A 25022-nucleotide genomic window follows, 5' to 3' on the forward strand; every position below is an offset into this window, starting at 1 on the left:
GGCGTCGCCGACCGCGACCAGTACGACCACAAGCGGTCACTACGACCACAACCCGCTCGATCCGGCGGGGCGGTCGCAGCATGGGTCGATCGACCACCCGCTGCCGCACTGACGCGGCCGACGAAACGGATCTGGAATGGCAATGACGCTCTCCTCCCTGAAACGGCTGGACAAGACCCACTACCTCTACCTCGCGGTGATCGTCGCGGTGCTCGCCGGCATCGTCGTCGGCCTCGCCGCCCCGGAGTTCGCGAAGGGACTCAAACCCATCGGCGACGCCTTCGTGGCGCTGATCAAGATGATGATCGCCCCGGTCATCTTCTGCACCATCGTGATCGGCGTCGGGTCGATCGCGAAGGCCGCGACCGTCGGCAAGGTCGGCGGGCTCGCGCTGCTGTACTTCATCGTGATGTCGACCTTCGCCCTCGCGATCGGCCTCGTCGTCGGCAACCTCATCCAGCCGGGCGCCGGCTTGAACCTCGCCGAGACGAGCTACCAGGTCGAGGGGGAGGCCAAGAGCACGACCGAGTTCATCCTCGGCATCATCCCCACGACGCTCGTGTCCTCGCTGACCGGCGGCAACATCCTGCAGGTCCTCTTCGTCGCCCTGCTCGTCGGCTTCGGGCTGCAGAAGATGGGGACGACGGGTGAACCGATCCTGCGCGGTGTCAAGCTCATCCAGGCGCTCGTGTTCCGGGTGCTCGCGATGATCATGTGGATCGCGCCCATCGGCGCCTTCGGCGCGATCGCCGCCGTGACCGGGTCCGCCGGTGCGAGCGCGCTCGTCGGGCTGGCCACCCTCATGATCGCGTTCTACATCACCTGCGCGTTGTTCATCGTCGTCGTGCTCGGCGGGGTCTTGCGCCTCGCCACGGGCTTCAACATCTTCAAGCTCATGAAGTACCTCGGCCGTGAGTACCTCCTCATCGTCGGCACCTCCTCCTCCGAGGCGGCGCTGCCGCGACTCATCGCGAAGATGGAGCACCTCGGTGTCTCCAAGCCGGTCGTCGGCATCACCGTCCCGACGGGCTACTCCTTCAACCTCGACGGCACCGCGATCTACCTCACCATGGCGTCGATCTTCATCGCCGACGTCATGGGCGTCCCGATGAACCTCGGGGAGCAGATCTCGCTCCTCGTGTTCATGATCATCGCGTCGAAGGGCGCCGCGGGCGTCACCGGCGCCGGTCTCGCGACCCTCGCCGGCGGGCTGCAGGCCAACCGGCCCGACCTCGTCGACGGGGTCGGCCTCATCGTCGGCATCGACCGCTTCATGTCGGAGGCGCGTGCGCTCACGAACTTCACCGGCAACGCGGTCGCCACGATCATCATCGGCACGTGGGTGAAGGAGATCGACCGGGTGCAGGTCGGTGAGGTCCTCTCCGGTCGCTCGCGGTTCGACGAGGCGACGATGAGCGTCGACGACCACACGGGCGCGGTGGCGGTGGCGAAGCGCTGAGGCATCGGCACGTCGACAGGCTGAGGGACCGGACAACCCGGTCCCTCAGCCTGTCGCTCCCGGACCCTGAGCCTGTCGAAGGGTGCTCAGTTGGCCGGTGAGTCGACGATCGGCTTCGACGGCGGGGTGTCGCCCTCGAGCACCGCCTCGTCCACGGCGGTGGTCGAGTGTTCCGTACGCGGAGCGATCCGGAACAACGGGATCGTGTAGCCGCAGATGGGGCCGATGAGCACGGCGAAGACCACCGTTCCGATGCCGACGTTCCCGCCGAGCAGCCACCCGATGCCGAGGACGACGAGCTCCACGCCCGTGCGCCCGACCCAGATCGGCCAGCCGGTGACGCGGTGGATGCCGGTCATGAGGCCGTCTCGCGGGCCGGGGCCGAAGTTGCCGCCGATGTAGAGGCCCGAGGCGACGCCGAGGAGGAGCAGTCCGCCGGCGAACAACAGGATGCGCGCCCACAGGTCGAGGTCTGCGGGGATGAACGCCAGCCCGATGTCGGCCGATGGCCCCACGAGGAGGACGTTCAGGACGGTGCCGACACCCGGCCGCTGCTTGAGCGGGATCCAGGCGAGGAGCACGAGCCCGCCGACGATGATCGTGATGAGTCCGAAGCTCAGGCCGGTCCGCAGGTTGAGTCCCTGAGTGAGGACGTCCCAGGGGGCGACCCCGACGGCACCGCGCACGATCATCGCGATGGCGATGCCGTACAGGAAGAGGCCGATGAGGAGTTGGAGCACACGACGGGTCATGGTGGACAATCCAATTGCACGATTGGCTTTGGCGCTAGAGGCCAATCTGGGTATCGTGGTTCAATGGCTTCCATCACCCTGAGTGCCCGATCGCTCGCCGCCCTGCTCGGGCAGTGGAAGACCGCTGCGCCCGCATACCGCGGTCTCGCCGACCGAATCCGACTCCTCGTCCTCGACGGACGCATCCCGGTCGGTACCCGTCTGCCGGCCGAGCGGGAACTGGCCGATCGGCTCGCGCTGAGCCGCACCACGGTCACCGCGGCGTACCGCGAACTGCGCGAGGCGGGCTACCTCCGCAGCATCCGCGGTTCTGGCAGCGTCACCCTCCTGCCGTCGGCACCCACTGCGCTGGCTCCCGTGCCACAGGGCGGGTTCCTCGACTTCAGCAAGGCGGCCGTCCCGCCGTGCCCTGAGATCATCGACGCCGTGGCCACCGCCGCCGCAGAGCTGCCGCGGTACATGCACGACTTCGACTACGACCTCGTCGGCATGCCCGAGCTCCGGCAGGCCATCGCCGACCGCTACACCGCGCGCGGCCTGCCCACCGACCCCGACGAGATCATGGTGACCGTCGGGGCCCAGCACGCGATCGCCCTCATCGCCCGCACCCTGCTCAGCCGAGGCGACCGCGTCCTCGTCGAGATGCCGAGCTATCCCCACGCCTACGAGGCGCTCCGGGCGGCCGGAGCCAGGCTCGGCGCGGCGACCGTCTCCTCGGAGACCGGCTGGGACGTCCGCGAACTCGAGCAGTGGTTCGAGCGCACGAGCCCCGCGATGGCGTACCTCATGCCGGACTTCCACAACCCGACCGGGGCGTCGATGCCGCTCGAGACCCGCCGACGGGTCGCCGCAGCCGCCGAGCGGCACGGGACGGTGCTCGTGATCGACGAGACCACGGCGGAACTCGACATCGACCGGCCGACGGACCAGGGGCTCGACGGCACGCCGTTCGCTGCTCTCGAGGGTGCGCCGGTGTCGATCATCACGATCGGTTCGGTGGGCAAGACGATCTGGGGCGGGCTCCGCATCGGGTGGATCCGGGCCGAGCGCGGCACGATCAGGAAGCTCGTCTCGGCACGCTCGCTGGGCGACCTCGGCACCCCGATCCTCGACCAGCTGACCGTCCAGCAGTTGATGCCGGCGATGGACGGCATCGTCGCCCGGCGCGGGGTCGCGCTCGGCGAGACCCGCGACCGGCTCGTCGACCTCCTGGCCGACCGCCTCCCCGAGTGGACCGTGCCGCGGGTCGACGGTGGGATCGCCACCTGGGTGAACCTCGGCGAGGCCGCGTCATCGCAGCTCTCGCTCGCGGCGCGGAGTCACGGGCTCGTGATCGTCGCGGGGCCGCGGTTCGGCATCGACGGTGCGTTCGAGCGCTACCTGCGCATCCCGATCAGCTATCCGTGGGCCCAGACGGAGCAGGCGGTCGAGCTGCTGACGCAGACGTGGCACTCCGCGATGTTCGGGCACGTGCCGGCCCTGGACTACCTCGAAGACGTCGTCTGACCTCGTCGCCGACGAGTGTGACACCGCTCCACACGCAGTGCTTGTGCGTGCCGTGTCCAGCCTCCGCGCGAGACCGCCGTCGGACGGGTGCGCGGTGACATAATTACAGCGTCCGCACCTCTCGCAACAACCGAAAGCGGCTCCGTGCACCTGCTCTCCGTCCTCAGCATGAAGAACCGCGCGTTGATCGCGCTCGTCACCATCGTGGCAGCCGTGTTCGGCGTCCTGGCGGTGGGCGGCCTCAAGCAGGAGCTCATCCCGTCGGTCCAGTTCCCGCAGCTCGCGATCATCACGAGCTACCCGGGTGCGGCACCCGAGGTCGTCAACGACGACGTCTCGACCCCGATCGAGACCGCGATCCAGGGCGTGCCCGGTATCGAGTCCACCTCGGCGACGTCGAGCACGAACTCGAGCCTCATCAGCGCGACCTTCACCTACGGCACGGACCTCGCCACCGCCGAACAGAAGATCACCCAGGCGATCAACCGCATCAAGTCGACCCTGCCCGACACCGTCGACCCGCAGGTGGTCAGCGGCAGCATCGACGACCTCCCGGTCATCCAGATCGCCGTGTCCGGTGCGGCCGACCAGGACTCCCTGGCCGAGGTGCTCTCGAGCTCCGTGGTCCCCGACATCAAGGACGTCGACGGCGTCCGCGACGCGGCGATCGTCGGCGAGGTGGGCAAGCGGGTCACGATCACCCCCGACGACGCCAAACTGGCCCTCGCGGGGCAGACCAGCCGGGTCATCGGGACGACGCTGCAGCAGAACGGCTCCCTGCAGCCCGCGGGCGACATCACCGAAGGCGACAAGACGTTCTCCGTCCAGACGGGCACGAAGCTCACCTCGGTCGACGACATCGCCGCCCTGCCGATCACGGGCGCCTTCGCCGCCGACGGCTCCGTCCTGACCATCGGCGACGTCGCGACGGTCGCCCTGAGCGACGACCCGATCACCTCGATCTCCCGCGTCGACGGCGAGCCGGCGCTCACCATCGCCGTCACGAAACTGCCCGCGGCGAACACCGTCGAGGTCTCGCAGGGCGTGCGCGACATCCTCCCCGAGCTCGAGCGCACCATCGGGTCCGACGCCAAACTCACCGTCGTCTTCGATCAGGCGCCCTACATCGAGCAGTCGATCGAGTCGCTGACGACGGAGGGGCTCCTCGGTCTGGTCTTCGCGGTCCTCATCATCCTCATCTTCCTGCTCGACGTCCGCGCGACGATCGTGACCGCCATCTCCATCCCGACCTCGGTGCTCATCACCTTCATCGGTCTCCAGGTGGCCGAGTACTCGCTCAACATCCTCACGCTGGGTGCGTTGACGATCGCCATCGGGCGCGTGGTCGACGACTCCATCGTCGTCATCGAGAACATCAAGCGGCACCTCTCGTTCGGCGACAACCGCACGGGCGCGCAGCGCGCCGGATCGATCCTGAGCGCCGTCCAGGAGGTCGCCGGAGCCATCACCGCGTCGACCGTCACGACCGTGGCCGTGTTCCTGCCCATTGCCTTCGTCGGCGACGTCACCGGCGAGCTGTTCCGACCCTTCGCCCTCACCGTCACGATCGCGCTGCTCGCGTCGCTCCTCGTCGCGCTCACCATCGTGCCGGTGCTCGCCTACTGGTTCCTGCGTTCTCCGAAGGCACAGCGGCTCGCGGCCGCTGCCGCAGCCGAGGAGGCCTCGGCCGACGCGAACGCCGAGCCGGTGCGGAGCCGACGGGAACGCCGAGTCAGCGTGCAGGACGAGGACGACCTCGCAAAGCCGTCGAGGCTCCAGCGGGCGTACCTCCCGATCATCCACTGGACGCTGAAGCACTCGGCCGTCACCCTGCTCCTGTCGCTGCTCGTGCTCGGCGGAACGATCGCGCTGATCCCCTCGATGAAGACGAACTTCCTCGGCGACTCGGGCCAGAACACGCTGACGGTCACACAGACCCTCCCGGTCGGCACGAGCCTCGACGCCCAGGACGCGGCGGCGAAGCAGGTCGAGACGAAGCTGCGCGACATCGACGGCATCGACACCGTCCAGCTCTCGATCGGGTCGAGCGGGAGCTCCCTGCGCGACGCGTTCTCGGGCGGCGGCGGTGGAGCCATCACCTACTCGATCACGACCAGCGAAGACGCCGACCAGACGGCACTCCAGAAGACGGTCCGCAGGGACCTTTCCGGGCTCGACGACGTCGGCGAGATCGAGGTCGCCGCGTCCGCGGGCTTCGGTGGGTCGAGCGACATCGAGATCGACATCACCTCCGCACGGCAGAGCGATCTCGCGGAGGCCGCCGAGGCGATCCAGCAGGCCGTCACCGGCCTCGACGGCATCGACCAGGTCACGAGCAACCTCAGCGAATCGCGACCCTACGTCCAGGTGGCCGTCGACCGCGACGCCGCTGCCGCTGCAGGGTTCAGCGAGGTCGCGCTCGGCGCGTACGTCTCGCAGCTCATGCAGCCGACGACGGTGGGCTCGATCGTCATCGACGACACCACGCTCACCATCTACGTCGACGCCCAGGACCCGCCGACCACCATCGACGCCCTCGCGGCGACGGAAGTCCCGACCGCCACCGGCCCGAAACGCCTCGACGCCCTCGCGACGGTCTCGCAGGTCGACGGACCCGCGTCGATCTCGACCGTCAAGGGCCTTCGCTCGGCCACGATCAGCGCGACTCCGGGCAGTGACAACCTCGGCACCGCCAGTGCCGAGGTGCAGACGGCGATCGACGACGTCAAGCTGCCCGCCGGCACCACGGCGACCCTCGGGGGTGTCACGGCATCGCAGAGCGACGCCTTCGGCCAGTTGGGCCTCGCGCTCCTCGCCGCGATCCTCATCGTGTACGTCATCATGGTCGCGACGTTCCGTTCGCTGCGGCAGCCGCTCGAACTCCTGGTGTCGGTGCCGTTCGCCGCCACCGGTGCGATCGGCCTCCAGGTGATCACCGGCGTGCCGCTCGGTGTCCCGTCCATCATCGGCGCGTTGATGCTGATCGGTATCGTCGTGACGAACGCGATCGTCCTGGTCGACCTCGTGAACCAATACCGGCGACGCGGCATGACGGTGGTCGAGGCGGTCGAGCACGGCGCGGCACGCAGACTCCGCCCGATCCTCATGACGGCACTCGCGACGATCTTCGCGCTCACCCCGATGGCGCTCGGTGTCACCGGGCACGGCGGGTTCATCTCGCAGCCGCTCGCGATCATCGTGATCGGCGGGCTTGTTTCGTCCACCGTGCTGACGCTCGTCGTCCTGCCGTCCCTCTACAACCTCGTCGAGGGGTTCCGCGAGCGTCGCGAGCAGCGGCGGGTTGCAGCCGAGCCGAAGCCGACAGCGCGCACGGTCGCCGCGATCGAGGGTCCGCGGGTCGCGACGGTCCCCGCTGAGGAACCGGCCCTCGTCGGCGCCGGTGGTGGAAGTGCTGCAACCGTGGCCACCGCGCCTGACGCGTCCGTTCCGTCGGCCACGGCGGACGCGGCTTCGGCGGACGCGGCTCCAGATGCCGCCGCTCCCGCTGGCGCGGAACCGGCGGAGGATGCCCCGATCGATTCGGTTCCCGCGGACGCCGGACCGGCCGATGCGGTTCCCATGGACTCGGATGCGGCACCCGAGCCGCAGGTCGCTGCGCCGAGTGAGCCGGCGGTGGATCGACCGATGACGCGCCCGGCTGCGCACGAAGCCCACGAAGCCCACGAAGCCCACGAAGCTCACGAGGTGCACGGGGCGCATGTGGCGACGGGTGACGAGCTGCCGCGCACCGAGGCGATCACCCTCCCCGACGCGGTCTCCGACGCCCCTGCGGACGAGGTCGCGCATTCCGGCGAGCACGCCGCCCCAGCGGCGGAGCCTGAGCCAGACGCGCAGGCTGATGCTGATGCGGTCGCTGAGCCGGTCGCTGAGCCGGTCGCTGAGCCTGAGCCGGTCCTGGAGCCGGGGCCAGCGGCGGAGTCCGAGCTCCCTGCTGAGTCTGAGCGAGCTACCGAGTCCATGCCGACGCCCGACACCGAGTCGACGCCAGCCGCTGAGTCGGCGTCCGATGCCGATACGGCACCCGCTACCGAAGCGTCATCGGGCACCGAACGGCCGAAGCGCCGCCGCGCGCAGTGGCCGTGATCGACCACCTGCCGCTGGGTCGCTGAGCTGCGGCTCGCGCGGATCGACACGAAGCCCTCGGGAACGCCGTCACCGGCGCCCGAGGGCTTCGTCGTGTGACGCCCGACTCAGCGGAGATCGCCGACCGCGCCGGTGACCGCCCGCACGACCCCACCCGACTGCACCAGTGCGGTGACCGCCTCGATCTCGGGGGAGAGGAACCGGTCGGGACCGGGACCCGTGACCTGCTCACGCACCCGGCGGAGCACCGCTCCCGTGCCGACGGCCGGCTCGAGCGGGCCGCGCAGGTCGAGGCCCCGGGCTGCCGTCATGACCTCGATCGCCAGCACCCGGCTGAGACCGTCGATCGCCCTCCGGAGCTTCCGCGCCGCCGCCCAACCCATCGAGACGTGGTCCTCCTGCATCGCGGAGGACGGGATCGAGTCGACGGACGCCGGGTGCGCCAGGCGTTTGAGCTCGCTCACGATGCCGGCCGCCGTGTACTGGGCGATCATGAGGCCGGAGTCGACACCCACCTCGTGTGCGAGGAACGGCGGGAGGCCGTTGCTCCGGCTCCGGTCCAGGAAACGGTCGGTGCGGCGCTCCGACATGGACGCGACATCGGCGACAGCGATCGCGAGGAAGTCGAGCACGTAGGCGACCGGGGCACCGTGGAAGTTCCCGTTCGACTCGACGCGTCCGTCCGGCGTGAGCATCGGATTGTCGACGGCACTCGCGAGCTCACGCTCGGCGACCATCGCGGCGTGGTCGACCGTGTCCCTGGCGGCACCGTGCACCTGCGGGGCACAGCGCAGTGAGTAGGCGTCCTGCACCCGGGTGCACTCGGGACCCCGGTGGCTCGCGACGATCGGGGAGCCGTCGAGCAGCAACCGCAGGTTCGCGGCGCTCTCGGCTTGACCCGCCTGCGGGCGCAGGGCCTGCAGGTCCGCGGCGAACACGGCGTCCGTGCCGAGCAGGCCCTCAACGCTCATCGCCGCGGCGACATCGGCGGTGCGCAGGAGCATCCGCAGGTCGTCCACGGCGAGCGCGAGCATCCCCAGCATGCCGTCGGTGCCGTTGATGAGCGCGAGCCCCTCCTTCTCGGCGAGCTGTGCCGGGACGAGGCCGGCGTCGGCGAGGGCGTCGGCTGCAGGACGACGGCGTCCGTGCGAGTCGGTCACCTCGCCTTCACCCATCACCGCCAGCGCGCAGTGCGCGAGGGGCGCGAGGTCGCCGGAGCAGCCGAGCGACCCGTACTCGCGCACGACCGGGGTGATGCCGGCGTTGAGCATCGCCGCGTAGGCGCGGACCGTCTCGACCCGCACCCCGGTGCGGCCCGTCATGAGCGTCGAGAGCCGCAGCGTCATCAGGGAACGCACGACCTCCCGCTCGACGACGTCACCGCTGCCGGCGGCGTGCGAGCGGACGAGACTCGCCTGCAACTGCGAGCGGCGTGCCGGCTCGATGAACGTGGTCGCGAGCGCACCGAACCCGGTTGAGATCCCGTAGTGGGGCTCGGGGTCGGAGGCGAGCGCTTCGATGATCCGACGGGATGCGGCGACGTCGTCGAGGGCCTCGCCGTCGAGGTCGATCCGAGCGCCGTGCCGGGCGACGGCGACGACCTCGTCGATCGACAGCGGTCCGGTGCCGAGGGAGACCGAGGTCGGACCGACGGGCTCGGGATGCGGGCGACCGGAGGTCGTCGGGTCGCTGGTGGTCGGGGTCGCGCCGGGCTGGATGTCCATGTTCCGATCGAACACCCGGACGCCGACCGCGGCGGTGCGCGTAGAGTCGTCCGTGTCTGGGATGACAGACATGGACGACCAGGCGGCCGCGCCCGAGCCGCGGAGACGAGGTCAACGGTGAGTCAGGTCCCGGCAGCCGACGCCACTCTGCGCGTGCTGAGCCATCTCGCCGGAGCCCGCGGCCCGCTTCCGGCCGCGGCCATCGCCTCGGCACTCGACCTCCCGCGATCGACGGTCTACCACCTCCTCAGCGTGCTGCAGGAGCACGGCTTCGTGGTCCACCTGCCCGAAGCCCGTCGCTACGGGCTCGGGGTCGCCGCCTTCGAACTCTCCGGCGGGTACGCCCGGCAGGAGCCGCTCAGCATGCTCGGGCGCCCGTTGCTTGCCGAGCTGGTCGACCGGGTGGGTGAGAGCGCGCACCTCGCCGTGCTGCACGGCCGGGATGTGCTCTACATCGTGGACGAGCGTGCCCCGCGTCGGCCGCACCTCGTCACCGATGTCGGTGTGCGCCTCCCGGCTCACCTGACCGCCAGCGGCTGCGCGATCCTCGCCGCGCTCCCGGCCGGCCAGCTGCGCGCCCTGTTCCCCGACCAGGCGGCGTTCGTCGACCGCACCGGCCATGGGCCGAAGCGGTACCGGGAGTTACGACAGGTCCTGACCCAGACGACCCAGGACGGCTATGCGCGCGAGGCGGGCGGGGTGACGCTCGGGCTCGCGAGTGTCGGGGTGGTCGTCCGCGACCACACGGGGTGGCCGGCGGCGGCGATCGCGGTCACCTACGACGCCGATGCGGGACTCGATCCGGTGTGGCTGGCCCGCGAAATCCAGCCGGCGGCCGCCGAGCTGTCGCGGCGGATCCGAGGTCGCTGAGCGCTCGGCGGAGCGGGCGGAGCGGGCGGGCGGTGCGGCGGCTCAGGAACCGTGGTCAGGCGACCGAGCGCAGGATGAGCTCGAGCAGTGCGGTCGCATACGCGTCGGGCGCTGTCGCGGCGCTGAACCGTCGCAGTTCGCCGCCGAGCTCGACCACGACGGTGTACGCCTCGGCGTCGCCCAACGACAGGAGGACGTCGAGTTCGTCGTCGAGCGTCGGCTCGCCGTCGGTCGGCGCAGCCGGGGAGACCGCGCGTTCGAGCGACCGGAACGAGCCGCGCAGCAGAGCGCGCAGCTGGTGCTCCGACGGCAGCCAGAGCGTCTCCTCCTGGTCGACGGAGTCCAACGCCCACTCGGTCGTCCCGTTGAAGCCGAAACTGCGGCCACCCGGGTGCTCGTGCACCTCGACGGTCATCTCGCTGACCGTGAACACGTCGCCGGCGAGCTCGCCGCCGTCGATGGTGAAGCGGTCGCCGGGTTCGGGGGTCCAGCGCAGGCCGGCGGTGCGGAGCGCTCGGGCGAGGTCAGCGGAGATCATCAGTCCAGTATCGCCGACCACCGTGCGATGCGGCTGGCAACCCCTCGATTCGGACGGAACCCTGTGCGAGGGTGGATGGACTCTTCGAAGGGTCCGATGATGCCCGCACCTGATGATGGCCTATCCGGTCGCTTCCCTGCGCGCGGCCGCGTGACCACACGACGGTTCGAGGGGACGACCGGGATGCAGGAGGCGTCGGGCGCGCTGCGATTCGTGGACGTGGACCCCGATCGGTTCTCGATGACCGTCGACTCGGTCATGCTCGGCGAGTATGTCCTCCATCGCAACACGGTCGGGCCCGGGACGTTCGACGTCCTCGCCGACGCCTACGGGCTCGATGAGCCGGTCGCGACGATCGTGATGCTCATCGAGGGTGCGGCCAGCCTGGTCCACGGCCGACAGCAACTCGACCTGCTCCCCGGGACCGGGACGCTCACGGAGGGCGCCGAGACCTACCGGACGACGATCCAGGACCACGCGACGTATCTGTACGTGTTCGTGCCGATGCGTGCGCTCCGCCGCCTCGGCATCGCCCCGACGAGCGCCCTCGGCCCGTTGGCGCCCTCGGCGCTGCTGCGGGGGAGCGCCGCGTTCCTCGTGGAGGTCATCTCCGCGTTCGAGCCGATCGGCGGCGCCGCGCAGCTCAGACTCTGCCGGGTGATCGACACGATGCTCGCGACCCTGTACGCGGAGAACGACCTCTTCCGCGCCGAGGGCGAGGCGGGACGGGTTCCACTCCGGCTCCGGATCATCGAGCACATCGCCATGTCCTTCGCCGAGCGGGAGCTGCGACCGGAGACGTTGGCGCGTCGCTTCAACATGTCCACGAGGTCCCTGCAGCGGGTGTTCGAGGGCTCGGGAACGAGCGCCGCGGGCGAGATCGCCGAGCGGCGGGTGCAGCTCGCGCTCGCCCTCCTCTCGGACCCCGATCACCGAGGCCTGTCGATCGCCGAGGTCGCGGCCCGCTGCGGCTACCACTCGCAGGCGCACCTCCGACGAGCGGTCGTCGCGCACACCGGACTCAGCCCGAGCCAGTTCCGGGAGCAGACGAGGGCGGAGGACGCCTGACGTCGCAGCGTCGTCAGGCCGCCGGATCAGCCTGCGGTACGCCTGCTTCGACGCGGGGCCGTCAACCATGGACGCAGCAGCCTCGTGACGAGCGGTAGGAGCCAGTAGGTCATGATCGGCGTCAGGATGAGCGTCGAGATGAGCACGTGGAGGAACACGCCGAGCGGTTCCCAACCGGGCACGAGCGCCGTGACGAGGAGGGTGAAGACGAGGTTGAGCGGGAAGAAGCCCAACCAGATGCTCACCGCCTGCTTCCAGCGCGGCGGTGCGGGCGGGATCGGGTCCGGGTCGCCGGAGAGCTCGGCCTCCTCGACGCGGAGGATCCCGTCGGGCGCGTCGAACCACCCCTCGATCCCGCTGCGCCGTTCGACGCGGGACTGCTCCATGAACTCGCGGCCGCTCGAGAGCCACCAGGCGCGTTCCTTTGACTCCTCCCAGTCGGTGAGCGTCTGTTCGTCCGCGAAGCGGTAGAGCATGTACCAGACGTCGCTCTCGGCACCCGCGCGCACCCAGCCGGAGCCGAGGAAGCCGGGGTACCGGTTCGCGAGGTTGATGCCCGCCTGGACCCAGATGGTGGCCTCGGAGATCGACGCCGGGTTGACGCGTCGCTCGATCGAGACGGTGATGGGATCGTGTTCCATACGCCCAGTAGACCGCACTCGTGTTTCGATCTCGTGTCCCACCGCAGCCCCCGTAGAGTCGAGGCATGGCGACTCCTGACTTCGTACTGGCCCTCCGCGAGCGGATCGGGCACGCGCCCCTCTGGTTGACGGGGGTGACCGCGGTCGTCCTGCGCGGTCTCGGGACACCCGAGGCCGAGGTCCTGCTCGTCCGGCGCCAGGACAACGGGGCGTGGACACCGGTCACGGGCATCATCGACCCGGGCGAGGAGCCCGCGGTGGCGGCGGAGCGCGAGGTCCTCGAGGAGGCTGCCGTGGTCGCGGTCGCCGAGCGTCTCGCCCAGGTGCAGGTGCTCCCGCAGAACGTCTACGACAACGGCGACATCACGCAGTACATCGATCTCGTGTTCCGATGCCGCTACGAGTCGGGCGAGCCGTATCCGGCGGACGGCGAGAACTCCGAGGCGCGGTGGTTCCCGCTCGGCGCCCTACCCGAGCAGGTCTCGCAGAACTTCCGCACCCGGATCGCGCTCGCCGCCTCCGACGAGCGCGAGGCCCGCTTCACCCGCTGACGTCCCTCCACCTGCCCGCGAACTGTCACTTGAGGTCGGTTCTGTGGCCCCGGACTAGCCGTTGGTGACAGTTCGCGGGCTGGCGGGGGTGGCGGTGGCTGCGGCGATGGCGTCGGCGGCTCGGACGAGGGTGAGGTGCGAGAGCGCCTGCGGGGTGTTGCCGACCTGCCGCGCCTGCTGCACGTCGTACTCCTCGGAGAGCAGTCCGAGGTCGTTGCGGAAGGACAGCAGCCGGTCCATCAGCTCGCGGGCGTCGTCGAGTCGGCCCGAGGCCGCGTACTGCTGCACGAGCCAGAACGAGCACGCGAGGAACGGGTGCTCGTCGCCCGGCAGACCGTCGACCCCGCTCGTGGTGCGGTAGCGCAGGAGGAGACCGTCCTGGAGGAGGTCCTCCTCGATCGCGGCCACCGTCGCGAGCATGCGCGGGTCGTCGGGCGCCACGTAGCCGATCTGCGCGAGGACGAGCAGGGACGCGTCGACCTCGGTCGTCCCGGCGTGCTGGACGTAGCACCCGCGTGCGTGGTCGACGTTCTCGCGCTCGATCGTCTCGCGAAGGGTCTCGCGCAGGGCCTCCCAACGTTCGACGGGCCCGTCCAGGCCGTGCTCGCGGACCGCGCGGACGCCGCGGTCGAGCGCCGCCCAGATCATCGCGCGCGAGTGGGTGAAGTGCTGCTCGTCGCCCCGTACCTCCCAGATGCCGCGGTCGGGGCGGTTCCAGTGCTCCTCGAGGACGCCGAGCAGGGCGCGCTGGAGGCTCCACGAGAAGTCGTCGTCCGCGAGACCGACCGCGCGTGCCTCGTCGAGGGCGATCATCACGGACCCGAAGACGTCGCCCTGGTACTGCGTGTAGGCGCCGTTGCCGACGCGCACCGGGGCGGCACCGAAGTAGCCGGGGAGGCTGTCGAGCTCCTCCTCCACGAGGTGGCGTTCGCCCGCGAGGCCGTACATGATCTGCAGGTCGTTCGGATCACCGGCGATCGCCCGGAGGAGCCACCTGCGCCAGTCGTGCGCCTCCTCGGTGAAGCCGTGCTGCATGAGGGCCTCGAGGGTCAGGGACGCGTCGCGCAGCCAGACGTAGCGGTAGTCCCAGTTGCGGACGCCCCCGAACGACTCCGGCAGGCTCGTGGTCGCGGCGGCGACGATGCCCCCGGTGTCCTCGTGCGTGAGGGCGCGGAGGACGAGCAGCGAACGCACGACCGCCTCCTCGTACTCGGCGGCGGGATCGCAGCGGGACGCCCAGTCGCGCCACCAGGCGATCGTGTGGTCGATGCGCGATCCGACGTCGACCGGGTCCGGCACCTCGCGGTGCGACGGGTACCAGGTGAGGGTGAGGTCGACGGTGTCGCCCGCGGACACCTCGACGGTCGCCGAGTGGGCGTGATCGGACGCCGTCAGGTGCACACCGCGGACCACGACGGCGTCGGGGCCGGCGACCGCGACGATCCCGGAGCCGTCCGGGAGCTGCCGCACCCACGGGATCGCGTCGGCGTACCCGAAGCGGAGGCGCACCTCGACGTCGACCGCGACGGTGCCGCTGACGCCCTCGATGCGCCGGACGACATCGGCCCGGCGGTCGCCGTGGGGCATGAGGTCGGTCACGCGCACCTGGCCGTCGGGGGTCGTCCAGACGGTCTCGAGGACGAAGGTGTCGTCGAGGTAGGCGCGGCTCGCCGTCGCCCGCGCGTCGGCGGGCCGGACCGTCCAGCACCCGTGGTCTTCGGTGCCGAGCAGTGCACCGAACATCGAGGGCGAGTCGAACCGGGGGAGGCACAGCCAGTCGATGCTGCCCTCCGACGACACGAGCGCGGCGGTGTGGCAATCGCCGATGAGGGCGTAATCCTCGATGGGGCTGGGCATGCACCCATGCTGCCACGCCGCCGTGCCCCTCCCTGGGAGTGATGCTCCGTGACTTCTCAGGAGGGATCGGGTAACGTAGGTGAGTCGGCTCGAGACACCGCGTTTGTACCGCGGAGGGTTATGTCAGTCTGGTGGGCCGGTTTCGTCGGAGAGAACTCCGCGAACACACACATGATGTGGACGGCCCCGGCCAGTGATCGCCCGGGTATGAGCATGCCGCAGCGCAGCCGAGGTTTCGGATGGCGCTGTGTGAGTCATGCAGGTTGTTCATGCGAACGAGTTATAACCCGGAAAGCATTTCTCCATGCCCAAGAACAACACCCCCGCCGGCAAACGCCCGGCCAAGAACTTCGACCCCAAGTCCAAGTACGGCGAGAACAAGCGACCCTTCGGCTCGCGCCCCGGCGCGAAGTCCGGCAGCAAGAGCGAAGGCCACCGCGGCTACCGTCCCGACACCGGTGGGGCGCCGCAGAAGTCCCGCTGGAACGCCGACGAGCGCGCCGAGCGCGCCGCCCGCTTCGAGTCGGAGGAGCGCGGTGACCGCGCACCCCGCGGTGACCGCAACGAGCGCCCCGCGTACAACCGTGGTGGCGACCGCAACGAGCGTCCTGCGTACAACCGTGGCGGCGACCGCAATGAGCGTCCTGCGTACAACCGTGGTGGCGACCGGAACGAGCGTCCTGCGTACAACCGTGGTGAGCGGACTGAGCGTCCGTCGTACGGCGACCGCAATGAGCGTCCGGCGTACAACCGTGGTGAGCGGACTGAGCGTCCGTCGTACGGCGACCGCAATGAGCGCCCGTCGTACAACCGCGGTGGCGACCGCAATGAGCGCCCCGCGTACAACCGTGGCGAGCGGACTGAGCGTCCGTCCTACGGCGACCGGAACGAGCGTCCGGCGTACAACCGTGGTGAGCGGTCCGAGCGTCCCTCGTACGGTGACCGGAACGAGCGTCCGGCGTACAACCGTGGTGAGCGGTCCGAGCGTCCCTCGTACGGCGACCGGAACGACCGTCCTGCGTACAACCGTGGTGGTGACCGGAACGAGCGTCCTGCGTACAACCGTGGTGAGCGGTCCGAGCGTCCCTCGTACGGCGACCGGAACGACCGTCCCGCGTACAACCGTGGTGGCGACCGCACCGAGCGCCCGGCCTACAACCGGGGTGAGCGCACGGAGCGTCCCTCCTACGGCGACCGCACCGAGCGTCCGTCCTACGGTGACCGCCCGGCTCGACAGGGTGACCCGCGTCAGGCGAACCGCACCGACCGCCCCGCGCGTTCGTACGACGACCGCCCCAAGCGGTCCTTCGAGGAGCGTCCGGCGCGTTCGTACGACGACCGCCCCAAGCGGTCCTTCGACGACCGCCCGAAGCGCTCGTTCGACGACCGCGGCGCGTCCGACGCCGGCCGTGGCAGCGACTACTACCCGAAGCGCGACGCCGGCTCCTACACGCCCCAGGACGACGTGGTGCTCGAGCGCCTCGAGGCCGACGCGATCCAGGCCGGCGACGTCGAGGGTGTGACCTTCGAGAGCCTCGGCCTCGGCGGCAACATCGTCCGTGCGCTCGCCGAGCTCGGCGCCGACAGCCCGTTCCCGATCCAGGCGGCGACCATCCCGGATGTCATCGCGGGCCGCGACGTGCTCGGACGTGGCCGCACCGGCTCCGGCAAGACCATTGCCTTCGGTGCCCCGCTCGTCGAGAAGCTCATGGAGAACGGCGGCGGCAAGAACCGCAAGCCGGGTCGCAAGCCCCGCGCCCTCATCCTCGCCCCGACGCGTGAGCTCGCCCTGCAGATCGACCGCACCGTGCAGCCCATCGCGCGCGCCGTCGGCCTCTTCACCACGCAGATCTACGGCGGTGTCCCGCAGGGTCGCCAGGTCGGCGCACTGCAGCGCGGCGTCGACATCATCGTCGGTACGCCCGGTCGCATCGAGGACCTCATCGAGCAGGGTCGCCTCGACCTCTCGCAGGTCACCGTGACCGTCCTCGACGAGGCCGACCACATGTGCGACCTCGGCTTCCTCGAGCCCGTGCAGCGCATCCTGCGTCGCACCGCGCCCGACGGCCAGAAGCTCCTCTTCTCCGCCACCCTCGACAAGGGTGTCGCAGCCCTCGTCAACGAGTTCCTCCCGAACCCGTCGGTGCACGAGGTCGCCGGTGAGGACCAGGCGTCCTCCACGATCGACCACCGCGTGCTGGTGGTCGAGCACAAGGGCAAGGACCGCCTCATCGAGGAGCTCGTCAACCGCACCGAGAAGACCCTCGTGTTCGCCCGCACCCGGGCGTACGCCGAGCGTCTCGCGGAGCAGCTCGGCATGGCGGGCATCCCCGCCGTCTCGCTCCACGGCGACCTCAACCAGGCGCGCCGCACGCGCAACCTGGAGAAGCTCACCTCGGGTCGCGTCAACGTGCTCGTCGCCACCGACGTCGCCGCCCGCGGCATCCACGTCGACGACATCACGCTCGTCGTGCAGGCCGACGCCCCGGACGAGTACAAGACGTACCTGCACCGTGCCGGCCGCACCGGTCGTGCCGGCAAGATCGGTCGCGTCGTCACGATCATCCCCAAGGCCCGTCGCCGCAGGATGACCGAACTGCTCGACCGCGCTGAGATCGAGGCCGCGTTCGACGACGCCGCCCCCGGCGACCAGCTCGTCGAGGACATCGCCACCGCGTAGTCCGCACCGCAGCAGGAACGCCCGCCGAGCTCACGCTCGGCGGGCGTTCTCGCGTGTCAGGGGGTGAGGGCCGCCCGCTCGTCGTCGCGCGGGGCGAGGACGACGGCGTCGTCGACCCCGTCGAAGGTCCGGACCGGGCGGGTGGCGTCCCAGCGCTGCCAGCCCGGGTCGCCTGCCTTCGCGAACGCGACCCAGGCGTCGTGCATCGCGGTCGCGAGCGACTGCGGGGCCGAGCGGCCAGCCATCCGGACGGCCTCCGGGGAGTCGAGGTGGTCGAAGACGAAGCCGATCTCCATCGCGTGGGCCGCACCGAGCTCACCTTCGCCGTCCCCGCCGACCGGGCTCCGCCAGGCGAACTCGTACACCCAGGTGTCCGAGCCGTTGTCGGCGCGTGCGTCCGCGAGTTGATTGAGCGGGACGCGGAGCAGGATGTCGGTCGCGATCGCCCCGAGGATCTCCCCGGACTTCGCTTTCGGACGGTTGCGGCGGAAGGTCCGCACGGCCGAAGCACTGACCCCGAAGCGCAGTCGCGCCGCGAACAGCTGGAGACGGGTGATCCGCCGGGCGATACCGGTCGGGACGAGGAACAGGCGGTGTTCCTCGGTCGTCGTCCCGATGAGCACGGGGATGTCGGCGGAGCCGCCGGACACCAGGGCGTCCAGCGGACTCAGCGGCGCGAGTGGTGACGACGTCGTGATCGAGAACCCCGGACCGCCGGTCAGTGGGTTGCCGCCACCCATGACCCGTTCCTGGGCCCCGACGAGTCCCTCCGGCGGCACGCGGCGGAAGCCGGCTCGGGTGGTCGGGACGCCGAGGTCCTTGCCCATGAGCTTCGAGATCCGGCCGGAGCGCTCTCGGGGTTCCGAGCGCAGCGGGCCGCTCTGGATGATCGCCCGTCGCATCACGGACGAGGCGTCCGGGTGCGCGAGGAGTGCCGCTACCGAGGCTCCGCCCGCGGACTCTCCGAAGACGGTGACGTTGTCGGGGTCACCGCCGAAGCGGGCGATCTCGTCCTGCACCCACGTCAACGCGGCGAGTTGGTCGGCGAGACCGAGGTTCAGCGGGACGTCGTCGAGTACCGAGAACCCCTCGGACCCGAGGCGGTAGTTGACGGAGACGAGGACGACGCCGTCGCGCGCGAACGCGGTGCCGTCGTACGAGTCGAGTGCGTTGGAGCCGTGTACGAGCGAGCCGCCGTGGATCCACACCATGACCGGGAGCGGGGTGTCGGACCGCTCGGCCGGGGTCCAGATGTTGAGGTTCAGGATCTCATTGCCCGGCACCGTCACGGTGGCGAGCAGCTCGCCGACCGCGCCGGCGTAGGGCGGCTGCGGGGCGGTCGCACCGGGACGGGTCGCATCGCGGGGGTCCTCCCAGGGGACGACCGGCTGGGGGAGTCGGAAGCGGTCGTCACCGAACGGAGCTGCCGCGTATGGGATACCGAGGAATCGGGAGACACCGGCTTCGGTGAGCCCGGTGATCGGGCCGCTGCCGGTGGCGATGGTGACCGGTGTCGATCCGTCAGGCGCCGGGATCGGTTCGCCGGTCGGTTCCAGGCCAGGGTCGATGCTCATACGGGTCCGTTCGTCGATGCTCGGGTGACCAACTGTATCGACGCCGCGTGTGCGGAAGACTGGGCTGATGCAGATCCGTCCCTTCACGCCGTCCGACACCGAGGCCGTCATCGCCCTCTGGCACACCGTCGGGCTCACCCGACCGTGGAACGACCCGGCGAAGGACATCGAGCGCAAGTCGACGACGCAGCCCGAGCTGTTCCTCGTCGCGGCGGATGCCGACGGCGCCCTCGTCGGCACCGCGATGGTGGGGTACGACGGCCACCGCGGTTGGGTGCACTACCTGGCGGTGTCGCCGGCCCAGCAGGGCGGCGGGCTCGGACGGCAGCTCATGACCGAGGCCGAACGCCTGCTCACCGAACTCGGGTGCCCGAAGGTCAACCTCATGGTCAGGACGGGCAACGACCGGGTGATCGGCTTCTACGAGGCGCTCGGGTACGGCACCGACGAGGTCGCGCTCCTCAGCAAGCGCCTCATCCCCGACGCCTGACGCCGGTTCGTTCGCCCATTCTTGGGCGAGGGAGTCCTCGTTCGCCCGAGAATGGGCGAACGAGCGGGGTCAGAAGAGGGTCGGCTGGACCTGCAGGCCGGTCGTGACGAACTCCGGGGCGCGCTTGCGCAGCTCGGCCCGCTCGCCGTACCCGTCGCGCAACATGCCGAGCGCCGACGAGCGGACACCTCCGGTAGCGGGGTCTTCGGTGCCGCGCTCGAGCCCGTGCTCGCGGATCATCGGGCGGATGCGCGCGGCGAGCCACTTCCGGTACTCCTTCGGGGCGTAGGTGCCGTCGGCGTACATCGAGGTGTAGCGGTCGACGAGCTCGGGGTGCTCCCGCGACAGCCACTGCATGAACCAGGGTTTGACGCCGGCTTTCAGGTACAGGGTCGAGAAGAGGACGGTGCTCGCGCCGGCCTCGCGGATGCGCGACAGGGCGAGGTCGAGGTGGTCGACGGTGTCGGTCAGGTAGGGGAGGATCGGCATCATGAAGACCCCGACGTCGAAGCCGAGGTCGGCAGCAGCGCGGACGGTCGCGAGTCTGGCCGCCGCGGTCGGGGTTCCGGGTTCGATCGATTGCTGGAGCTCGTCGTCGTAGATGGCGATCGACATGGCGAGGTCGACGGGTACGCGCTGAGCGACCTCGGCCAGAAGGGGCAGGTCTCGCCGGAGCAGGGTGCCCTTCGTCAGGACCGAGAACGGGGTCCCCGAGTCGGCGAGGGCGTTGATGATCCCCGGCATGAGCCGGTACTTGCCCTCGGCGCGCTGATACGGGTCGGTGTTCGTGCCGAGCGCCACCGGGTGCCTGCCCCAGCTCGCCTTCGCGAGCTCCTTCTCGAGGACCTCGGCGACGTTCACCTTGACGATGAGCTGCGAGTCGAAATCCTTCCCGGCGTCGAGGTCCAGATACGAATGCGTCGGTCGGGCGAAGCAGTACACGCAGGCATGGGAGCAGCCCCGATAGGGGTTGATGGTCCACCCGAAGGGCATCACGGACTGACCGGGCACGCGGTTGAGCGCGGACTTCGCGAGCACCTCGTGGAAGGTGATCCCGGCGAACTCCGGCGTCTGGACGCTGCGCACGAGGTTGTTCAGCTTCGCGAGGCCCGGCAGCGCCGACGTCGCCTCAACCCCGAGTTCCTGTCCGCTCCACCGCATGCCTCCATTAGAACATACATTCGATTGAGGCGGCCATTTGGCATCTGTCATTGACCGTCAGAGTTTGAAGTTTTAGTATTCCAGACACATAGAGAAAGGTGTGAACAATGGCTGTTCATCTATCTATCCAGTCCGAGGCCGACCCTCGACCCGTGCGCTCTCGAGCTGCTGTCAAGATCATCTTGGTCGGGCTGACAGCAGCGTCCGTCGTTCTCGCGCAAACGGGGCCAGCGTCGGCCTCTGAACGCGAGTCTTCGTCTGGAGGTCCGGTTTCGACCGCCGCTGCAGCCGAGCCGAGCGATCTCTCCACGGACACGATCGAAACCGATGGTGCGCCCCTCGTACTGGCGATCGTGGGCGCCGTCCTAGCGACCGGAATGGCCGCCGATCAAGCAGGTCGAACCGCCGGTGCACGGGTGTACTACGCCGGCGTATCCCTCACGCAGTACCAGGAAGTGAAGTGGCAGACGAGGGCCACGGCGGTTGCCGCCCTCGGCGTGATTATGGGGCCGGTCTTCATGGCGTCGTTCGAAGCGACCTTCTTTGGATTGGCCTCTTGACCAACGGTCAGCTGCGCTTCTTCCTCGCATTCGTGTCTGCGCTGTTTGCTGCGTACGTCGTGGTGGGTGGCCTGCTCGACCCCCTCGGCCTGCAATCCGGTCAATTAGCGATCGCGTTCAGTATGGCCGTCATGATCATCGCGGCCAGTCTGCCTTCCAAGCCGGGAGACTCAGCCAAGTAGGTTCTCGGTGTGTGGTCCCAGCGTTGGGGCCACACACCGTCGCGCGACGTCATCAAGCGGTCCGATGGGCTCCGGCGGCGAGGCTCCACCACACAAGCACGGCGCTCACGAGCCAGAAGGCGACCATGAAGCACCAGTCGCGGGTGCGGAAGGGGGTGCGGGTCCGCTCCGTGCGCTGCGGATGAGCACCGAAGGCGCGGGAGTCCATGGCGAGCGCGACCCGCTCCGCGTGACGGATGGCACCGGCCAGCAGCGGCACGACGGTGCCGGCGGCGCGGCGGACGGCGGCGATCGGTCCGCGACCCTCGGCCATACCGCGGACTCGGTGGGCGGAACGGATAACCTCCAGTTCGTGCCCGAACCGCGGCACGAACCGGTAGGCAGCGAGCGCCGTGTACCCGATCCGGTAGGGCACGTGCAGCTGCTGGATCATCGCGCGGACGAACTCCGGGCCGGTCGAGGTGAGGCCGCCGATGCAGGCGAGGACGAGGAGGGCCGCGAGCCGCAGGGCCGTCGCGAGGCCGACGAGCAGCGCCCCGAGGAAGAACCGGTAGTCGCCGACCTGGAACAGCAGGACGGACTGGTCGACGCGGCTCGGGTCGGTCCACAGGCCGAAGCTGAACGACATGATCGCGACGATGAGCGGCAGCGCCACGAAGAGCAGGAGGGCGACCGTCCGCGTCAGGCTGGCTCCGACGAGGATGACGACGACCGCGAGGGCGATGAACAGCGCCGGCGTGACCGGGTCCCTCGTGAACGCCAACAGGATCATCACCGGGAGCGGAGCGCCGAGCTTCGCGAGCGGGTTCAACCGGTACAGGAATCGACCGGCCGGTGCCGTGCCCGAGGCGTACGGGTCGATCGTCGTGGCGCTCATCGGGCGGCCGCCCCGGGCAGGTCGTCGAGTCTCGACAGGTGCCGCCAGTCGGGGTGGTTCGCCAGCGAGCGCATCGCCTGGGCGAGCGGTGGTGGCCGGAGCCCCGCGCGGCGCAGGAGCTCGTCGTCGCCGAGGATCGCGGCGGTCGTGTCGTGGGCGAGCAGGCGGCCGTCGGCCATCACCGCGACGTGACTCGCGTGATCGGCGACGAGCTGGAGGTCGTGGGTCACGACGAGGACCGTGGTGCCCTGCGCGTTGAGGCCGGCGAGGAGGTCCAGGAGCTCGTTCGCCCGCGCCCGGTCCTGACCGAAGGTCGGTTCGTCGAGCGCGAGCACCGGAGCTCCGGCGATGAGGGCGCTCCCGACGGACAGTCGACGCTTCTGACCACCGGAGAGGAGGAACGGGTGCACGTCGCGTGCGGACTCCAGGCCGAACCGCCGCAGCAGGTCGTCGACGCGCCGTTCGATCCCGGTGTCGTCGACGCCCCGGATCCGCAGGCCGTGCGCGAGTTCGTCGTGGACGGTGTGGGCGATGAACTGGTGCTCGGGGTTCTGGAAGACGAAGCCGATGTGTGCCGCGATCGTCCGGACCTCGCTGCGCCCCGGGTCGATCCCGCCCACGTCGATGCGCCCGCGGGGAGGTCGGACCACGCCGGCGATCGCCTGGAGCAGCGTCGTCTTGCCGGCGCCGTTCGTCCCGATCACGGCCAGGAAGTCGCCCGCGGCGACCTCGAGGCTCACCTCGTGGAGGATCGGGGTGCGCCGGCGGCCCCGACCGCGTTCGACGCTGAGGCGGTCGACGCGGACCGCGACCGACCGCTCGGCGGTGATCGAGGCGACGGGTGCCGTCGGCGGCGCCGGCAGTGCGGTCGCATCGAATGCGGCCGTCAGCTCGGCGGGTGTCAGGGGGAGGTCCGGCAACGTGACACCGGCCGACCGCAGACGCAGCGCGGCGAGCGTCGCGACGGGGAGCCAGACGCCCATGGCGAGGAGCTCGTCGAGGTGTCCGAGCAGGACCTCGCGGGTCGGACCGTCGAAGGCGAGCCGACCGTCACGATCGAGGACGACGACCCGGTCGACGAGGTCGATGGCGGCGTCGAGGTTGTGCTCGACGAGCAGGATCGCGTGCCGCTTCCCGGCGCCGCCCGGTCCGGAGACGAGTGAACGGAGGGCGGCGTAGACCTCCTCGATCCCGGCCGGATCGAGGTTCGCCGTCGGCTCGTCGAGGACGAGGAGGTCGCTGCCCATGGCCAGGGCGCAGGCGATCGCCAGTCGCTGTCGGCCTCCGCCGGAGAGGCGGTCGGGGTTCTCGGTCCGACGTTCCCAGAGCCCGACTTGCCGGAGCGCACGTTCGGCGCGGGACAGCACCTCCTCGACGGGGAGCAGGAGGTTCTCCGGGCCGAAGCACACCTCGTCGAGGACCGTTCCGGTGACGATCTGCGCATCGGGGTCCTGGAACACCATCGCCACGTGCTCGCTCAGCTGCGCGACCGTCGAGGTGGCCGTGTCGAGCCCGCCGGTGATCACAGCACCCTCGAACTCGGCCGGTACGGCGTGGGGGACGAGGCCGTTGAGGGCCAGGGCGAGCGTCGACTTCCCCGAGCCGCTCGGCCCGAGCAGGAGGACCACCTCACCGGGTGCGACCTGGAACGACACGTCGTCCGGGGTCCACTCCTCGCGCTCGTCGTGACGGATGCGCACCCGCCGGACGACGGTGGCGGGGTGCGTCGGCGGTACGGGGTCCACTCAGGCCCGCGTGCCGGCCGAGCCGCGGTCGCGCTGCAGAGGTTTCGCGATGGACCGCCCCACACCGGCTCTCGCGAGGGCCGCTGCGACCGCCCGCCCGAGCGCGGTGAAGGCGATCGGGCTCAGGACGAAGAGCGCGATGTAGACCGTCTGGGCGAGGGGCGCGAAGTGCTCGATCCCGAGGACGACGAGCACGGAGCCGCCGAAGACGAGTCCCGCGATGCCCGCAGCCAGGTAGAAGACCCAGGCCTTCCAGACGCGGTAGCGCGACACGGCGAAGGGGATCTCCTGCAGGAGCCCGATCGCGAGGCCGGTGCCGAAGTAGCGGAAGAACCACTGCGGGCTGAACGCCGCCGAGACGAGGCCTGCGGTCAGCCCGGTCATGAGGGCCACGCCACCACGTCGGAGGAGCGCCTGCGCGACGACGCCCGGCAGGAAGTACACGCCGATGATGAGGCCGTAGAGCACGGGTGCGGTCGCGGAGATCGTGCCGCCGACGTACCCGGAGACGACGAAGACGAGGCCGCCCCCGACGCCGATGGCGGCGCAGGTCAGCAGCAGTCGCGTACTCAGACGTTGCATGAGCCCACCTTCACGAGCAGCCGATCTCCTGAGGACAGCCTATCCTTTATCAGCCCATGGAGACGCCGACGGAAACCGCTCGGAACGGGGCCCGAGCACCC

The 25022-nt window shown here is 70.1% G+C and carries 19 protein-coding genes and 1 pseudogene; 10 read left to right on the forward strand and 10 right to left on the reverse strand.

Annotation, left to right across the window (positions count from 1 at the left end):
- The first annotated feature begins 136 nt into the window (after nt 1-136).
- Nucleotides 137-1459, forward strand: coding sequence for a cation:dicarboxylate symporter family transporter (locus tag A4X17_RS03170; RefSeq protein WP_064294225.1), 1323 nt, complete (start codon nt 137-139; stop codon nt 1457-1459).
- A gap of 86 nt (nt 1460-1545) precedes the next feature.
- Here the strand turns inward: A4X17_RS03170 and A4X17_RS03175 are convergent, their stop codons facing one another.
- Entirely contained in the window at nt 1546-2211 is a 666-nt protein-coding gene (locus A4X17_RS03175) for a YitT family protein (RefSeq protein WP_064294226.1), read from the reverse strand.
- Between the two features lie 63 nt (nt 2212-2274).
- Between A4X17_RS03175 and A4X17_RS03180 the strand changes: the two genes are divergently transcribed.
- Together A4X17_RS03180 and A4X17_RS03185 are read left to right on the forward strand one after the other, a co-directional pair.
- Complete coding sequence (locus tag A4X17_RS03180) at nt 2275-3717, forward strand: PLP-dependent aminotransferase family protein (RefSeq protein ID WP_064294227.1); 1443 nt, start codon at nt 2275-2277, stop codon at nt 3715-3717.
- A 144-nt stretch (nt 3718-3861) separates the two neighbouring features.
- Nucleotides 3862-7026, forward strand: a pseudogene (locus tag A4X17_RS03185) (efflux RND transporter permease subunit); the annotation flags it as partial.
- A 902-nt stretch (nt 7027-7928) separates the two neighbouring features.
- Here the strand turns inward: A4X17_RS03185 and hutH are convergent.
- On the reverse strand, nt 7929-9545 hold the full coding sequence (gene hutH, locus A4X17_RS03190) for a histidine ammonia-lyase (protein WP_082915888.1): 1617 nt from the start codon (nt 9543-9545) through the stop codon (nt 7929-7931).
- A 117-nt stretch (nt 9546-9662) separates the two neighbouring features.
- On the opposite strand from hutH, the gene A4X17_RS03195 reads away from it, so the two are divergent.
- Nucleotides 9663-10415 (forward strand): IclR family transcriptional regulator, encoded by a 753-nt coding sequence (locus tag A4X17_RS03195; protein ID WP_064294229.1) that lies wholly within the window; start codon nt 9663-9665, stop codon nt 10413-10415.
- A gap of 55 nt (nt 10416-10470) precedes the next feature.
- Here the strand turns inward: A4X17_RS03195 and A4X17_RS03200 are convergent, their stop codons facing one another.
- Nucleotides 10471-10953, reverse strand: coding sequence for a hypothetical protein (locus A4X17_RS03200; RefSeq protein WP_064294230.1), 483 nt, complete (start codon nt 10951-10953; stop codon nt 10471-10473).
- A gap of 150 nt (nt 10954-11103) precedes the next feature.
- Between A4X17_RS03200 and A4X17_RS03205 the strand changes: the two genes are divergently transcribed.
- Nucleotides 11104-12021 (forward strand): AraC family transcriptional regulator, encoded by a 918-nt coding sequence (locus A4X17_RS03205; protein WP_064294231.1) that lies wholly within the window; start codon nt 11104-11106, stop codon nt 12019-12021.
- A gap of 26 nt (nt 12022-12047) precedes the next feature.
- Here A4X17_RS03205 and A4X17_RS03210 read toward each other — a convergent pair whose 3' ends face one another.
- Complete coding sequence (locus A4X17_RS03210) at nt 12048-12662, reverse strand: hypothetical protein (protein WP_064294232.1); 615 nt, start codon at nt 12660-12662, stop codon at nt 12048-12050.
- Between the two features lie 65 nt (nt 12663-12727).
- Between A4X17_RS03210 and A4X17_RS03215 the strand changes: the two genes are divergently transcribed.
- Nucleotides 12728-13213: an NUDIX domain-containing protein gene (locus tag A4X17_RS03215; protein ID WP_064294233.1), complete on the forward strand. Its 486-nt coding sequence runs from the start codon at nt 12728-12730 to the stop codon at nt 13211-13213.
- Nucleotides 13214-13267: 54 nt separating this feature from the next.
- Here the strand turns inward: A4X17_RS03215 and A4X17_RS03220 are convergent, their stop codons facing one another.
- Nucleotides 13268-15130, reverse strand: a complete 1863-nt coding sequence (locus A4X17_RS03220) for a glycoside hydrolase family 15 protein (RefSeq protein ID WP_255376685.1) — start codon at nt 15128-15130, stop codon at nt 13268-13270.
- A gap of 244 nt (nt 15131-15374) precedes the next feature.
- Between A4X17_RS03220 and A4X17_RS03225 the strand changes: the two genes are divergently transcribed.
- Complete coding sequence (locus A4X17_RS03225; RefSeq protein ID WP_064294235.1) at nt 15375-17750, forward strand: DEAD/DEAH box helicase; 2376 nt, start codon at nt 15375-15377, stop codon at nt 17748-17750.
- Nucleotides 17751-17806: 56 nt separating this feature from the next.
- Here A4X17_RS03225 and A4X17_RS03230 read toward each other — a convergent pair whose 3' ends face one another.
- Nucleotides 17807-19324, reverse strand: coding sequence for a carboxylesterase/lipase family protein (locus tag A4X17_RS03230; protein WP_079001493.1), 1518 nt, complete (start codon nt 19322-19324; stop codon nt 17807-17809).
- Between the two features lie 67 nt (nt 19325-19391).
- Between A4X17_RS03230 and A4X17_RS03235 the strand changes: the two genes are divergently transcribed.
- A complete protein-coding gene (locus A4X17_RS03235; protein WP_064294236.1) occupies nt 19392-19814 on the forward strand; it encodes a GNAT family acetyltransferase in 423 nt (140 codons plus the stop codon).
- A gap of 69 nt (nt 19815-19883) precedes the next feature.
- Here the strand turns inward: A4X17_RS03235 and A4X17_RS03240 are convergent, their stop codons facing one another.
- Nucleotides 19884-20975 carry an Rv2578c family radical SAM protein gene (locus A4X17_RS03240; protein ID WP_082915890.1) on the reverse strand — a complete coding sequence of 364 codons (1092 nt, stop codon included), beginning with the start codon at nt 20973-20975 and terminating at the stop codon, nt 19884-19886.
- A 152-nt stretch (nt 20976-21127) separates the two neighbouring features.
- On the opposite strand from A4X17_RS03240, the gene A4X17_RS19105 reads away from it, so the two are divergent.
- Both A4X17_RS19105 and A4X17_RS03245 read left to right on the forward strand, forming a co-directional pair.
- Entirely contained in the window at nt 21128-21535 is a 408-nt protein-coding gene (locus A4X17_RS19105; protein WP_157583299.1) for a hypothetical protein, read from the forward strand.
- Nucleotides 21532-21717 carry a hypothetical protein gene (locus tag A4X17_RS03245; RefSeq protein WP_064294237.1) on the forward strand — a complete coding sequence of 62 codons (186 nt, stop codon included), beginning with the start codon at nt 21532-21534 and terminating at the stop codon, nt 21715-21717. Before A4X17_RS19105 ends, A4X17_RS03245 begins: the two co-directional genes overlap by 4 nt.
- Nucleotides 21718-21769: 52 nt before the next feature.
- Here the strand turns inward: A4X17_RS03245 and A4X17_RS03250 are convergent, their stop codons facing one another.
- Genes A4X17_RS03250 through A4X17_RS03260 form a run of 3 tightly spaced genes read right to left on the reverse strand, consistent with a single transcriptional unit; the run spans nt 21770 to nt 24921 of the window.
- Entirely contained in the window at nt 21770-22594 is an 825-nt protein-coding gene (locus tag A4X17_RS03250; RefSeq protein WP_064294238.1) for an energy-coupling factor transporter transmembrane component T, read from the reverse strand.
- Nucleotides 22591-24339 (reverse strand): ABC transporter ATP-binding protein, encoded by a 1749-nt coding sequence (locus A4X17_RS03255; RefSeq protein WP_064294239.1) that lies wholly within the window; start codon nt 24337-24339, stop codon nt 22591-22593. Before A4X17_RS03255 ends, A4X17_RS03250 begins: the two co-directional genes overlap by 4 nt.
- Entirely contained in the window at nt 24340-24921 is a 582-nt protein-coding gene (locus A4X17_RS03260; RefSeq protein WP_064294240.1) for an ECF transporter S component, read from the reverse strand. It abuts the gene before it with no gap.
- Nucleotides 24922-25022 lie beyond the last annotated feature (101 nt).

Source organism: Plantibacter sp. H53 (assembly GCF_001650455.1).
GTDB classification, from domain to species: domain Bacteria; phylum Actinomycetota; class Actinomycetes; order Actinomycetales; family Microbacteriaceae; genus Plantibacter; species Plantibacter flavus_A.

What these genes read in the sequence shown, in the direction of transcription:
- A4X17_RS03170 (WP_064294225.1), top strand. Translation starts at nt 137, where the DNA reads ATGGCAATGACGCTCTCCTCCCTGAAACGGCTGGACAAGACCCACTAC.
- A4X17_RS03175 (WP_064294226.1), bottom strand. Translation starts at nt 2,211, where the DNA reads ATGACCCGTCGTGTGCTCCAACTCCTCATCGGCCTCTTCCTGTACGGC.
- A4X17_RS03180 (WP_064294227.1), top strand. Translation starts at nt 2,275, where the DNA reads ATGGCTTCCATCACCCTGAGTGCCCGATCGCTCGCCGCCCTGCTCGGG.
- hutH (WP_082915888.1), bottom strand. Translation starts at nt 9,545, where the DNA reads ATGGACATCCAGCCCGGCGCGACCCCGACCACCAGCGACCCGACGACC.
- A4X17_RS03200 (WP_064294230.1), bottom strand. Translation starts at nt 10,953, where the DNA reads ATGATCTCCGCTGACCTCGCCCGAGCGCTCCGCACCGCCGGCCTGCGC.
- A4X17_RS03210 (WP_064294232.1), bottom strand. Translation starts at nt 12,662, where the DNA reads ATGGAACACGATCCCATCACCGTCTCGATCGAGCGACGCGTCAACCCG.
- A4X17_RS03215 (WP_064294233.1), top strand. Translation starts at nt 12,728, where the DNA reads ATGGCGACTCCTGACTTCGTACTGGCCCTCCGCGAGCGGATCGGGCAC.
- A4X17_RS03225 (WP_064294235.1), top strand. Translation starts at nt 15,375, where the DNA reads ATGCCCAAGAACAACACCCCCGCCGGCAAACGCCCGGCCAAGAACTTC.
- A4X17_RS03230 (WP_079001493.1), bottom strand. Translation starts at nt 19,324, where the DNA reads ATGAGCATCGACCCTGGCCTGGAACCGACCGGCGAACCGATCCCGGCG.
- A4X17_RS03235 (WP_064294236.1), top strand. Translation starts at nt 19,392, where the DNA reads ATGCAGATCCGTCCCTTCACGCCGTCCGACACCGAGGCCGTCATCGCC.
- A4X17_RS03240 (WP_082915890.1), bottom strand. Translation starts at nt 20,975, where the DNA reads ATGCGGTGGAGCGGACAGGAACTCGGGGTTGAGGCGACGTCGGCGCTG.
- A4X17_RS03250 (WP_064294238.1), bottom strand. Translation starts at nt 22,594, where the DNA reads ATGAGCGCCACGACGATCGACCCGTACGCCTCGGGCACGGCACCGGCC.
- A4X17_RS03260 (WP_064294240.1), bottom strand. Translation starts at nt 24,921, where the DNA reads ATGCAACGTCTGAGTACGCGACTGCTGCTGACCTGCGCCGCCATCGGC.